We start from the raw sequence: 12,743 nt of genomic DNA, 5'->3' as shown, positions 1-12,743 counted from the left end.
CCGGTGATCGCCCTGGACCGGGGCGGTCGGCTCAGGAGCCGGGTCGGTCGGACCGACGGCGTGCCCGCCTCGCCGACCTGCCGGCCGGTCTCGGTCAGCCGGTAGCGGTCAGTCGGTCTGGGTCAGGCCGGAGCCGTCCTCGGCCTCCTGGCCGTTGCCGAGGCCCTGGCCGTTGCCCGCGCCCTGACCGTTTCCGGCGCCCTGACCGTTGCCGGCACCTTGACCGTTGCCCACGCCCTGGCCGGCGCCGGCTTCCTCGCCCGCGCCCTGCTCACCGGCGCCTGCCTCCTCGCCGCCCGCACCCGCGTCGCCACCGCCCGCGCCGGCCTCGCCGAGGGTCGCGCCCACCGCGGCCAGTGCCGTGGTGACCGGCTGGAAGAACGTCTCGCCGCCCGAGGTGCAGTCGCCGCTGCCGCCCGAGGTGAGGCCCAGGGCGAGGCCGTCCTGGGTGAACATGGAGCCGCCGCTGTCGCCGGGCTCGGCGCAGACGTCGGTCTGGATGAGGCCCGTGACCGTGCCCTCCGGGTAGTTCACCGTGGCGTTCAGGCCGAGGACCTGGCCGTCGGCGAGCCCGGTGGTGCTGCCCATCCGGAACACCTCCTGGCCGACGGTGGCCTCCGCGGCCTGGTTGATCGCCACGGTCTGGCCGCCGACGTTGACCTCACTGGGCGCCTCGGTCGCCGGGTCGTTGTACTTGACGAGCGCGAAGTCTCCCTCACCGGGGAAGACGGACTGGTCGACGGTGGCGATCGGCTGGCCGCCCTGCTGGTCCGACCACTCGTTGCCGCCGAGGGTGCAGTGACCGGCCGTCAGGAACGCGGGGGAACCGTCGCTCGCGGTGACGTTGAAGCCGAGGGAACAGCGCGAGCCACCCGCGAAGATGGCGTCGCCGCCGGAGACGAACGGTTTGAACGTGCCCGCGGACTTCTTGATGGTCGCCATGCCCGAGCCGAGGCTCTGCACGGTGGACTCCAGTCTGTCCCACTTCTCGCCGGTCACCGTGCTGTCCGCGGTGACGAGGATCTTGTTGGTACGCGGGTCGACGGCCCAAGAGGTGCCGGGGATGGTGGCCTTCGCCTTCAGGGTCTGCGCCCCGGCCTCCAGCTCCTGCATGCTGTTGTCGACCTCGCGGACGGCCGCGCCCGCCTTCTTCGCCTGCACGATGACGTTGTTGTTGTCGCCCGGTACGACGTTGACGACGAGCTGCTGCTTGTCACCGTCGTAGTAGGAACCGGCGAAGGCGTCACCGAGGAGCCCGGAGAGCTGCGAGGCGAGATCCGAGGCATCGCCCGCCTTCAGTGTCTTCGGCGCAGCCGCCGCGTCGTCCGACGCGCCGTCCTGGGACGCGTTGGCGTTCGGCAGCAGGATGGCGGCGGCGCCGAGCGCCACCACACCGCCCGCCGCTATCGCGGCCTTGCGCTTCGGAATTCGCTTGTGACTCAAACTTCTCGACCTCCTGGGGGGACGGGAGTCGTGCCGCCGTGCGGCAGCTGTCGGGGCGCCTGGATGGCTGTTGGTACGCACGGGCCCTGTGGGGCGTTCAAATCCCTGTGCGGCCACCCGGTCGACGGGACGGAATCGGCCACGGCATCCGAACCGGAAGCGCGACGAACTTCTTACGTACCGCGATCGAGCAGACACGGTCCGTTGTGGACACTCGGTGGAATCCCTGCTTCAGCGAATCTGCACATCGAATGCTCAACCCGGTCACCGCGGCCGGGATTCGTCCACACACCGGCGGTCCCGCTCACGCCTTTGGGACCGGTGTGCCGGATTCCGCCGCACGAGGCGCAAGGGGAGGGATGCGGCGATGCCGTGGGGCATGTGAAGAAGTCGCCACCGAGCCGTGCGCCCATCTGCACGGTTGGGCGCCTCAGGGGCGCAAGTTGCCTGGTGAGGGGGCTGGTTGATTGGAAGCCCGGACCCGCAGCGTGCTTTGATCCATCGCACCGCAAGGCCGTTCCTCACCCGGCGACGGGCGGTTCGGCGCCCGCGGTCGCGGCCTTCGTCTGTCCCCAGAGGGGGCCGCTCTCCCCCTTGTGAAATATCCATACGAAGGGAAGTTCCATCATGAACTCCACCCCCCAGGTCGAGACCGTCGAGATCTCTGACGCCGAGCTCGACAGCGTCTCCGGCGGCCTGTCCGTGAACGCCGTGAACACCCTGACGGGCGCGGTGGACAGCATCGCCCCGGTCTCCGCCCTCGTCGACACGGCCGTCGGCACCGTCGAGGGTGTCACCGGCCTGAACACCGCCCCGGTCACGAACCTGGTCGCCGGTCTCTGATCGCGCCCTTGTGCCACCTGAGTCCCGGAGCCGCCTGCCGGCTGCTCCGGGACTCAGCGGTGCCGTCACCCTTCGTCACGTCGCTCGAGTCCCGCAGGTGAGGGAAGACCCGTGCAGTTCCGCCAACAGGCCCTCGCCAAGCTCCAGTCACCGGAGGAGCTGGACCTCCCGGTGCGTCTCGCCCGCCCGCAGGGGTGGCTGGTGCTGTCCGTGACGCTGATCGCGATGGCCGCCGCCTCGGTGTGGGCGGTGACCGGATCGGTGTCGTCCACGGTCGGCGCGCCCGCCATCCTCACGCACGGGCAGGGCAGTTACGTCCTCCAGAGTCCCGTCGCCGGTCAGGTCACCACCGTCCTCGCGAAGCAGGGCGAACGGCTGCCCGCCGACTCCCCGGTGCTCAAGGTCCGCACCGAACAGGGAGACACCGTCGTGCGCACCCTGGACGCGGGCCGCGTCACCGCGCTCGCCGCCAGTGTCGGGCAGATCATCCGGATGGGCGCGAACGTCGCCGCCGTCGAGAAGGTCGCCCGCGCGAAGGACCCCCTCTACGCCACCGTGTACGTCCCCGCCGAGAGCGCCGCCGGCATCCCCGCGCACGCCTCCGTCGACCTGACCGTCCAGTCGGTGCCGAGCCAGGAGTACGGCGTGCTGCACGGCGAGGTGAAGTCCGTGGACCGCTCGGCGCAGTCCCCGCAGCAGATCGCCGCGTTCCTCGGGGACAGCCAGCTGGGCGAGGAGTTCACGAAGAAGGGCAGGCCCGTGGCCGTCACGGTGGAGCTGGAGAGGTCGTCCGCCACGAAGAGCGGCTACGCGTGGTCCTCCGCGGACGGGCCGCCGTTCGAGCTGACCTCGATGACCCTGGCCACCGCTTCGATCCGGCTGGCCGACCGGCGCCCCGTCGACTGGCTGCTGCCATGAGCACCGCACAGCAGACCCGCGGCAGACGCCGTGCCGCCCCGCCCCGCCGCAAGGTGCCCAGGTCCCGTACGCGGACCGTCCGTACGCCCACCGTGCTGCAGATGGAGGCCGTCGAGTGCGGCGCCGCCTCCCTGGCGATGGTGCTCGGCCACCACGGCCGCCATGTCCCGCTGGAGGAGCTGCGCATCGCCTGCGGCGTCTCCCGCGACGGCTCACGCGCCAGCAATCTGCTGAAGGCGGCGCGCAGTTACGGCCTGACCGCCAAGGGCATGCAGATGGACCTCGCCGCCCTCGCCGAGGTGCAGGGGCCGGCCATCCTGTTCTGGGAGTTCAACCACTACGTCGTCTACGACGGCATGGGCCGCCGCTTCGGCCGGCGCGGGGTGTTCATCAACGACCCCGGCAAGGGCCGCCGTTTCGTGCCGCTGGAGGACTTCGACGGCAGCTTCACCGGTGTGGTGCTGGTGATGGAGCCCGGCGAGGACTTCGAGCGGGGCGGCCGCAAGCCGGGGGTGCTCGGCGCGATGCCGGCCCGGCTGCGCGGCACGGCCGGCACGATGCCCGCGGTGGTGCTCGCGAGCCTCCTGCTGGTGGCGGTGGGCGCGGCGCTGCCCGGGCTCAGCCGCACCTTCATCGACGACTTCCTGATCGGCCGGCGGACGTCGACGCTGGACGTGCTGTTCCTGTCGATGGGCGCATGTGTGCTGCTGACGCTGGTGCTGACCTGGTTGCAGCAGGCCAATCTGCTGCGCGGCCGGATCATCTCCTCCACGCTGTCCAGCGCCCGCTTCCTGCGCCATCTGCTGCGGCTGCCGGTGACGTTCTTCGCCCAGCGCAGTCCGGCCGATCTGGTGCAGCGGCTGCAGTCCAACGACGCCGTGGCCGAGACGCTGGCCCGCGATCTGTCGGCGGCGGGCGTGGACGCGGTGGTGGTCGTGCTGTACGCGGTGCTGCTGTACACGTACGACCCGCAGCTGACGTTCGTCGGCGTCGGCGTGGCGCTGCTGAACCTGGTGGCGATGCGGGTCGTCGTCCGGCTGCGCGCGACCCGGACGGCGAAACTGCGCGCGGACACCGCGCGGCTGACCAACACGGCGTACACCGGGCTGCAGCTGATCGAGACGATGAAGGCGACCGGCGGTGAGGACGGCTACTTCCGCAAGTGGGCGGGGCAGCACGCCACCACGCTGGAGGAGCAGCAGCGGCTCGGGGTGCCGAGTGCCTGGCTCGGGGTGGTCGCGCCGACGCTCGCCACCCTCAACAGCGCGCTGATCCTGTGGATCGGCGGCATGCGCGCGGTCGAGGGACACATCTCGGTCGGACTGCTGGTCGCCTTCCAGGCGCTGGTCACCCGCTTCACCGCGCCGCTGACCCGGCTGAACGGTGTGGCGGGCCGCATCCAGGACTTCGCGGCCGACGTGGCGCGGCTGAAGGACGTGGAGAACTTCCGCGCCGACCCGCTCTACGGCCGCCCCGGCGCCGGGGAGTCGACGCGCCGCCTGCACGGTCATGTCGAGCTGCAGAACATCACCTTCGGCTACAACCCGCTCGACCAGCCCCTGCTGACCGGCTTCGACCTGACCGTCGGCCCGGGGCAGCAGGTGGCGCTGGTGGGCGGCTCGGGCAGCGGCAAGTCCACGGTGTCCCGGCTGATATCGGGCCTGTACACGCCGTGGGAGGGCGTGATCCGCATCGACGGCCGGCGCATCGAGGACATCCCGCGCGGCGCGCTCGCCGCCTCCGTCTCCTTCGTGGACCAGGACGTGTTCCTGTTCGAGGGCACGGTCCGCGACAACGTGGCGCTGTGGGACCCGTCGATCCCGGACGAGGCCGTGGTGGAGGCGCTCCAGGACGCGGCCCTGTACGACGTGATCATGCGCAGGCCGGGCGGCATCCACAGCCCGGTCGAGCAGGACGGGCGGAACTTCTCCGGCGGGCAGCGCCAGCGCCTGGAGATCGCCCGGGCGCTGGTGCGGCGGCCCAGCATCCTGGTCCTCGACGAGGTGACCAGCGCGCTGGACGCCGAGACCGAGCAGGTGGTGATGGACAATCTGCGCCGCCGCGGCTGTGCCTGCGTGGTGATCGCGCACCGGCTGAGCACGGTCCGCGACAGCGACGAGATCGTCGTCCTCGACCACGGCACGGTCGTGGAGCGCGGACGGCACGACGAGCTGGTGGCGCGCGGCGGCGCGTACGCGGCGCTGGTCAGGGAGCGGTGAGATGACCTCCGTACACGAGTCCGTGCACGAGGGGGACGTCGTCCTCCATGCGCTGGGGCAGCTGGGCACCCCGCTGGACTGCTCGGGGTTCAACCGCCTCGACCTCCAGGGCCCGCAGGTGCTGTGGCTGATCGCCTCCGGCGCGGTGGACCTGTTCGCGGTGGACGCCGAGCAGCAGGGCCACTGGCACCATCTGGGCCGCCTGGAGGCGGGCTCGCTGCTGCTCGGCCCGGTCGCGGGGCCGCGGCACACGCTGGTGGCCCGCCCGCTGCGGGACTGCGTGGTGCACCGTATCGGCCTGCGCGAGCTGTATCAGCCGGCGAGCACCGAGACCTGGTCGTACGACGAGTACGGCAACCCGCAGTACGTGCCGCCGACGACGAGCCCGCTGGAGTACGCCCTCGCCCTCGGTGTGGGGCGCAGCCTGGCGGTGCTGTTCCAGGCGCCGATGGCGAGCGAGCGGGGGGCGGCGCGGAGCGACGACGAGGTCTTCTGGATGCAGGTGCCGCCGGGCAGCGTGCAGTACGGCTCGCTGTACGGCGCCGAGGCGGCGGCCGACCTGCTGATGGACCCGGCGCTGTGGCAGTCCATGGTGGACCAGCAGTACCGGCTGACAACGACGCTGGACCGCTGGATCGAGCAGCTGGAGCACACCCACGAGACGCGCACCGCGGAGGGCATCAAGGCCGGCGAGGCGGTGCGCGCCCAGGCCGACCGGACGCTGCTCGCCGCGATCGGCAAGCGTTCCGCGCAGCGCGCCACCGCGGCGGACGCGGACGCCACCTACGCGGCGTGCCGGCTGGTGGCGCGGGCGGCGGGGATCACGCTGGCCGAGCCCGCGCAGGCGGGTACCGGCGGCGACCGTCTCGATCCGGTGGAGCGGATCGCCGTGGCGTCCCGTCTGCGGACCCGGGCGGTCCGGCTGGACGGCCGCTGGTGGCGGGAGAACGTCGGGCCGCTGGTGGGTCACCGGGCGCTGTCGGGTGCTCCGGTGGCGCTGCTGTGGCGGCGCGGCGGCTATGTGGCGGTGCATCCGTCCACCGGCCGCGAGACGCCGATCGAGAAGGCCAACGCCGAGGAGTTCGAGCCGCGGGCGGTGATGTTCTACCGGCCGCTGCCCGAGCGGCGGCTGAGCCCGCTGAGGCTGCTGCGGTTCTGCATGTCCGGCACCCGCGGCGATCTGGCGGGGCTGCTGCTCAGTGGTCTGGTGACGGTGGCGATCGGGGCGCTCGTGCCGATCGCCACCGGCAAGGTGCTGGGCGAGTTCGTGCCGAAGGCGCAGACCGAGCTGATCGTGCAGGTGTGCCTCGCGGTGATCCTCAGCAGCGTGGTGGCGGCGGTGTTCATGCTGCTGCAGAACCTCACGCTGCTGCGGCTGGAGGGGCGGGTGGAGGCCACGCTCCAGCCGGCCGTCTGGGACCGGCTGCTGAGGCTGCCGACGAAGTTCTTCACCGAGCGGTCGACCGGTGAGCTGGCGAGCGCCGCCATGGGCATCAGCGCGATCCGCCGGCTGCTGGCCGGGGTGGGGCCGACCGTCGCCCAGTCGGTGACCGTGGGCGCGATGAACCTGGGGCTGCTGCTGTGGTTCAGCGTGCCGATGGCACTCGCCGCGATCGGGATGCTCGTCGTCATCGCGGGCGTGTTCCTGGGGCTGGGGCTGTGGCAGGTGCGCTGGCAGCGGCGGCTGGTGGTGCTCACCAACAAGCTGAACAACCAGGCCTTCCAGACCCTGCGCGGGCTGCCGAAGCTGCGGGTCGCGGCGGCGGAGAACTACGCCTACGCCGCCTGGGCGTCCGAGTTCGCCCGCAGCCGTGAGCTGCAGCAGAAGGTGGGCCGGATCAAGAACCTGACGGCGGTGCTGGGCGCCGTCTATCTGCCGCTGTGCACGCTGGCGATGTTCATGCTGCTGGCGGGACCGGCACGGGGCTCGATGACGGCGGCGGAGTTCCTCACCTTCAACACGTCGGTGACGATGGTGCTGACCTCCGTCACCCAGCTGACCGGTGCGTTCGTCTCCGGGGTGGCCGCGCTGCCGCTGTTCGAACAGATCAGGCCGGTTCTGGACGCCACCCCCGAGGTGCGGGCCGCCAGCACGCGTCCCGGGCCGCTGACCGGGGCGATCGAGGCGCGGAGGCTGTCGTTCCGCTACTCCGACGACGGGCCGCTCGTCCTCGACGACGTGTCCTTCGAGGTGCGGCCGGGCGAGTTCGTGGCGATCGTCGGCCCGAGCGGCTGCGGCAAGTCCACGCTGCTGCGCCTGCTCATCGGCTTCGACAAGCCGCTGTCCGGCAGCGTGCTCTACGACGGTCAGGACCTGGCCGCGCTCGACCAGTCGGCGGTGCGCCGGCAGTGCGGGGTGGTGCTCCAGCACGCCCAGCCGTTCACCGGCTCGATCCTGGACGTCATCTGCGGCACCGAGCCGTACACGCCCGAGGAGGCGATGGCGGCGGCGGAGATGGCGGGGCTGGCCGAGGACATCAAGCGGATGCCGATGGGACTGCACACGATCGTGTCCGGCAGCGGCGCGGTCTCCGGGGGTCAGCGGCAGCGGCTGATGATCGCCCAGGCGCTGATCCGCCAGCCGCGGATCCTCTTCTTCGACGAGGCGACCAGCGCCCTGGACAACGAGACGCAGCGCACGGTGATCGAGAGCACCAAGGCGCTCCGGGCGACCCGCATCGTCATCGCGCACCGGCTGTCGACGGTGCTGGACGCGGACCGCGTGGTGGTGATGGAGGACGGCAAGGTGGTCCAGCAGGGACCGCCCGCCCGGCTGCTCGCCGACACGAGCGGCCGACTGCACGAGCTGGTGCGGCGGCAGATGGCCTGAAACCGCATGTCGGGAGGCCGGCCTGGCGATGAAGGGAGGGTGAACCACCGCCGGCGGGGTACCCAGCGGGCCATGCGGACCAGCGTGGTGGATGTGGGATCGAAGACCGTCAGACTCGTCGTGGCGGACACGGACGGCGGGGCGCCGCTGCCGGTGCACACGGCGAAGTGGCCATTGAGGCTGTCCGAGCACGTGACACCGGGCGATCCGGTGCCCGAGGCGGCGGTGGAGCGGCTGGTGGACGCGGTGGCCGCGGCGAGCCGTACCGCCGAGCGGTGGGGCGCGGCCGGTCCGCTGGCCTTCGCGACCGCCGTGGTGCGCGGCGCCCCGAACCGGCAGGACGTGCTCCGCACCGTCCGGGACCGCACGGGCGTCGCCCTGTGCACGCTGCCGGGGGAGCTCGAAGCCGAGCTCACATTTCTCGGAGCGCGCCGCTGGATGGGCTGGCGGTCCGGTCCGCTCGCCCTGCTCGACATCGGCGGGGGTTCGCTGGAAGTGGCGTTCGGACGCGGCCGGCTGCCCGACTTCGTGGCCTCGCTGCCGCTGGGCGCGGGCCGGCTGACCCACGAGTACTTCGGCGAGGAGGACCCGCCGACGCCGGAGCAGGTGCGGGCGCTGCGCCGCAGGATCCGGCACCAGATGCGGGACGCGGCGGCCCGGATCCGCTGGGAGGGGCCCCGCACGGCGGCCGCCACCTCCCGCACGTTCCAGCAACTGGGGCGGCTGTGCGGGGCGGCTCCCGGGCGGCACGGGCCGTTCGTGGAGCGGCAGCTGAGCTGCGCGGACCTGCGCACCGCGATCGACCGCCTGGCCGTGCTGCCCGCCGCCGAACGCGCCCGGCTGCCCGGGATCTCCGCGCCGCGCTCCGCACAGAGCCTCGCGGGCGCGGTCGTCGCCCACACGGCGATGAAGCTGACCGGTCTGCGAACGGTCACCATCTGCCCGTGGGCGCTGCGCGAGGGGGTGCTGCTGCGGCACATCGAGGACGGCCCGTCCTGGTGGGAGGAGGTCACCCGCCGCAACGCGGACGACCCCGCCCGCGCCGACCCGGTGGCCGGTCCGGTGCCGTTGCGCATCGCCACGGCGGGCAGCTGAGCAGCCGCCAAGCCGACACCGAACCGACGAACGAGGAGGCATCCCGTGTCCGAGAACGACGACCGCAAGCAGCCGGAGACGGCCGTCGAGGAGGTCCTGCGCGAGGTCGAGGAGGCCGAGCGGCGCACCAGGGACTCCGAGGAACAACGCCGCCGCCGGGGCGAGGCGGGCGAGGCCGTCACCCCCAACACCGACGCCCAGGAACAGTCCCGGCGCGACTGAGGCAAGCAGCTCGGCCCCACGACGCCCCCCGCCCCCGACCCCGGCCCGCCCGCCGACGGCACCGGACCCGCCCTCGGACCGGGCTCCGGCCCTCCGGGCGGGGTCCGGCTTCGCGAGCGGGCTCCGGCTTCGCGAGCGGGCTCCGGTCCTCCGCGTGGCACCGGGCGTCGTGGCCTCCGGTTCCACCGCGTGGGCTCCGGTTCCTACGAGCGGCCTCCAGTCCTCCGCGCCGGCTCCGGTTCCTCCAGCCGGCTCCGGTTCCTCCAGCCGGCTCCGGTCCTCCGCGTGGGCTCCGGTTCCTTCGAACGGCCTCCGGTTCCTCCGGGTGGCCTCCGCCCCTCCGGCGGGCCCGCTGCGGGCCGACCGGCTCTGTGGGCAGTTCAGCAGAGGGGTCGGCACGGGCGCCCAGGCTCTCCCCCTGGCTCGGCGTTCGTCCAGCCGAACCGCCCGACGTTCCTCGCGCGGTTCGGCTGTCAGGGCGCGGTTCCGCCGGCGGCGTGCGGGCGCTCGCAGGCAGTGGTCACTGGGGCGGCGGGCCCAGGGGGTGGGCTGACAGGGCCTGGGCCACGCCCAGCAGGTTGGCGGCCATGGCCCGGCCCGTCCTGCGGGACCAGTCGTGGCCGCGGCCGCCCTCGAGGAAGCTCGGCCCCGGTCCCGGTCCCTGGTTCCAGTACGTCCACGCCTGGCCCGGGATGGTGTAGCCGATGTCCTGCAGCCCGCCGGTGATCTCGCTGATCACATGGTGGGCGCCGTCCTCGTTGCCGGTGACGACGACGCCCGCGACGCGGTTGTAGGCCACCGGCCGGCCCGCGTCGTCCGTCTCGGACAGCATGGCGTCCATCCGCTCCAGCACGCGCTTGGCGACCGACGACGGCTGGCCGAGCCAGGTCGGGGACGCGATGACGAGGATCTCGGACGCGAGGATCCTCGCGTGGACGTCCGGCCAGTCGTCCCCCTCGTGCACGGCCTCGCTGACGACGCCCGGGGCGATGTCGAGGTCCACCGCGCGCACGACGTCCACCTCCACCCCGTCCTTCTCCAGCTGCTCGGTGACGGCCCTCAGCAGCGCCTCGGTGTTGGAGGTCTCCGGCGACTTCTTGAGCGTGCAGTTGATCGCTAGTGCCTTCATACCGACTCGGAGTACCCGTGCGGCCGGGGGCCACGCGAACCGGATGGCCCGGCGGCCTGCGGGTACCCGGGGCACATGCACCGCGAAGAACCCCTGCTGCCCGAGGCCCGCGGCCCGCTCAGCGCCGCCGTCATGGACCACCTGCTCGCAGCCGGCCCCCTGCCACCGCCCGACGAGATCGCCGGCTCCCCCGTGTACGGCGACGACCTGCAGCTCGCCCTGTACCTGTGCTACGAGCTGCACTACCGCGGTTTCGCGGACGTACCGCCCGACCTGGAATGGGATCCCGGGCTGCTGCGCACCCGGGCCGCCCTGGAGGACCGCTTCCTCACCGCGCTGCGCGCGGACGCCGCCGTCCACGAACGGGTGGACGACGCACTCGCCGGACTGCTGGTGGAGCCCGTGGACGGCACGGGCGTCAGTCACTTCCTGCGCGACAAGGGCGAGCTGTGGCACCTGCGCGAGTACGCCGCACAACGGTCCCTCTACCACCTGAAGGAGGCCGACCCGCACGCCTGGGTGCTGCCGCGGCTGTGGGGGCGGGCCAAGGCGGCGATGGCGGCGGTGGAGTTCGACGAGTACGGCGGCGGCCGGGCCGAGCGCGTGCACGCCCGCCTGTTCGCGGACCTGATGACGGACCTGGGCCTGGACACCACGTACGGCCGCTATCTGGACGCGGCGTGCGCCGAGCTTCTGGCGACGGTGAACGTGATGTCCCTGTTCGGCCTGCACCGCTCGCTCCGGGGCGCCCTGGTGGGCCATTTCGCGGCGGTCGAGATCACGTCGTCGCCGGGCTCCCGGAGGCTCGCGGAGGCGGTGCGCCGCACGGGCGCCGGGCCGGCCGCCGAGCACTTCTACGACGAGCATGTCGAGGCGGACGCGGTGCACGAGCAGGTGGTGCGCCACGACGTCATCGGCGGTCTGCTCCAGGACGAGCCGCACCTGGAGCGGGACATCGCCTTCGGTGTCGACGCCACCGTGTTCCTGGAGGACCGGCTGGGCGAGGCGCTGCTGGCCGACTGGCGGGCGGGCCGTTCGTCGCTGCGGACACCATCGGCCGGGGAGTTCACTCATGTCGCCTGAGTCGGGGGGAACCCGATGGGGTGTGAATCCGTTGGCACCCCCTGGGGTGTACGCCCCGCAGGAGGACACCGGGCTGCTGGCCGGTGCGCTGTGGGACGAGCCGGTCCGCCCGGGTGCGGAGGTGCTCGACGTGGGCACCGGATCCGGTGCGCTCGCGCTGGAGGCCGCCCGGCGCGGCCTGCGGGTGACGGCCGTCGACGTCTCGTGGCGGGCGGTGTGGGCGACGCGGCTGAACGCGGTGCTGGCCGGGGTCAGGGTGCGGGTGCTGCCGGGCAATCTCTTCGAGCCCGTCGGGGACCGGTCCTTCGACCTGATCCTCGCCAATCCCCCGTACGTCCCGGCTCCGGGTGGCCGCGCGCTGCCGCGCGGGGCGGCCCGGGCCTGGGACGCGGGCGGTGACGGGCGGCTGGTGCTGGACCGCATCTGCCGGGAGGCGCCCGCGCGGCTGCGGCCCGGCGGTGTGCTGCTGGTGGTGCAGTCCGCACTCAGCGGGCCGGAGACCACGGTCGGTCTGCTCCGGGCGGCCGGTCTGAAGGCCGCGGTGACGCGGCGCCGGCGTATCGCGTTCGGTCCCGTGCTGCGGGCCAGGGCCCGGTGGCTGCGGGAGCGGGGGCTGCTTCAAGGGACCGAGGACACAGAGGAACTGGTGGTGGTCCGTGCCGAACTCCCCGTCTGACACCCCGCGTCGCGTCACTGTCCGGCGCAAGGGCCCGCTGCTGGTGGAGGGGCCGGTGGAGGTGGAGCTGGAGGACGGCACGGTCGTCCGCTCGGACCGCTTCCGCGTGGCGCTGTGCACCTGTCGTCGCAGCCGGCGCTACCCGTGGTGCGACACCAGCCACCGGGACCGGGCCTGAGCCTCAGGAGCCTCACGTCCGGACCGTGCCGCTGTGCGGCTTCCCGCCGCCGCGGGGAATGCCGAAGGCCGGCGGGCGGCCCCACTCCGCCCGCCGGCCTCCTTGCG

At 72.8% G+C, this 12,743-nt stretch carries 11 protein-coding genes; 9 read left to right on the top strand and 2 right to left on the bottom strand.

What is annotated here, in order from left to right:
• Positions 1 to 108 precede the first annotated feature (108 nt).
• Positions 109 to 1,443 (bottom strand): S1 family peptidase, encoded by a 1,335-nt coding sequence (locus tag AB0412_RS06655; protein WP_366401378.1) that lies wholly within the window; start codon positions 1,441 to 1,443, stop codon positions 109 to 111.
• A gap of 627 nt (positions 1,444 to 2,070) precedes the next feature.
• Here AB0412_RS06655 and AB0412_RS06650 point away from each other — a divergent pair.
• The 6 genes from AB0412_RS06650 to AB0412_RS06625 all read left to right on the top strand — a co-directional run bounded on the left by AB0412_RS06650 (position 2,071) and on the right by AB0412_RS06625 (position 9,570).
• Positions 2,071 to 2,286: a type A2 lantipeptide gene (locus AB0412_RS06650; RefSeq protein ID WP_366401377.1), complete on the top strand. Its 216-nt coding sequence runs from the start codon at positions 2,071 to 2,073 to the stop codon at positions 2,284 to 2,286.
• A gap of 111 nt (positions 2,287 to 2,397) precedes the next feature.
• Positions 2,398 to 3,204, top strand: coding sequence for an HlyD family efflux transporter periplasmic adaptor subunit (locus tag AB0412_RS06645; RefSeq protein WP_366401376.1), 807 nt, complete (start codon positions 2,398 to 2,400; stop codon positions 3,202 to 3,204).
• Entirely contained in the window at positions 3,201 to 5,423 is a 2,223-nt protein-coding gene (locus tag AB0412_RS06640; RefSeq protein ID WP_366401375.1) for an NHLP family bacteriocin export ABC transporter peptidase/permease/ATPase subunit, read from the top strand. Before AB0412_RS06645 ends, AB0412_RS06640 begins: the two co-directional genes overlap by 4 nt.
• A gap of 1 nt (position 5,424) precedes the next feature.
• Entirely contained in the window at positions 5,425 to 8,253 is a 2,829-nt protein-coding gene (locus tag AB0412_RS06635; protein ID WP_366401374.1) for an NHLP bacteriocin export ABC transporter permease/ATPase subunit, read from the top strand.
• Positions 8,254 to 8,325: 72 nt separating this feature from the next.
• Positions 8,326 to 9,348 carry a Ppx/GppA family phosphatase gene (locus AB0412_RS06630; protein WP_366401373.1) on the top strand — a complete coding sequence of 341 codons (1,023 nt, stop codon included), beginning with the start codon at positions 8,326 to 8,328 and terminating at the stop codon, positions 9,346 to 9,348.
• Between the two features lie 45 nt (positions 9,349 to 9,393).
• The gene (locus AB0412_RS06625) at positions 9,394 to 9,570 is read left to right on the top strand and encodes a hypothetical protein (protein ID WP_366401372.1); all 177 of its coding nucleotides are present in this window, start codon (positions 9,394 to 9,396) and stop codon (positions 9,568 to 9,570) included.
• Positions 9,571 to 10,090: 520 nt separating this feature from the next.
• On the opposite strand, the gene AB0412_RS06620 is transcribed toward AB0412_RS06625, so the two are convergent.
• The gene (locus AB0412_RS06620) at positions 10,091 to 10,699 is read right to left on the bottom strand and encodes a flavodoxin family protein (RefSeq protein WP_366401371.1); all 609 of its coding nucleotides are present in this window, start codon (positions 10,697 to 10,699) and stop codon (positions 10,091 to 10,093) included.
• Positions 10,700 to 10,774: 75 nt separating this feature from the next.
• Between AB0412_RS06620 and AB0412_RS06615 the strand changes: the two genes are divergently transcribed.
• From AB0412_RS06615 to AB0412_RS06605, 3 genes are read left to right on the top strand one after another with little or no spacing between them, the layout of a single operon-like run.
• On the top strand, positions 10,775 to 11,782 hold the full coding sequence (locus tag AB0412_RS06615) for an iron-containing redox enzyme family protein (protein WP_366401370.1): 1,008 nt from the start codon (positions 10,775 to 10,777) through the stop codon (positions 11,780 to 11,782).
• Complete coding sequence (locus tag AB0412_RS06610; protein ID WP_366401369.1) at positions 11,772 to 12,458, top strand: HemK2/MTQ2 family protein methyltransferase; 687 nt, start codon at positions 11,772 to 11,774, stop codon at positions 12,456 to 12,458. The genes AB0412_RS06615 and AB0412_RS06610 overlap by 11 nt, the downstream gene beginning before the upstream one ends.
• Complete coding sequence (locus tag AB0412_RS06605) at positions 12,439 to 12,636, top strand: CDGSH iron-sulfur domain-containing protein (protein ID WP_366401368.1); 198 nt, start codon at positions 12,439 to 12,441, stop codon at positions 12,634 to 12,636. The genes AB0412_RS06610 and AB0412_RS06605 overlap by 20 nt, the downstream gene beginning before the upstream one ends.
• Positions 12,637 to 12,743: the final 107 nt, after the last annotated feature.

It is taken from the genome of Streptomyces sp. NPDC052012 (assembly GCF_040689265.1).
Classification (GTDB): Bacteria; Actinomycetota; Actinomycetes; order Streptomycetales; family Streptomycetaceae; genus Streptomyces.
This window is presented reverse-complemented; position numbering and strand designations above follow the sequence as displayed.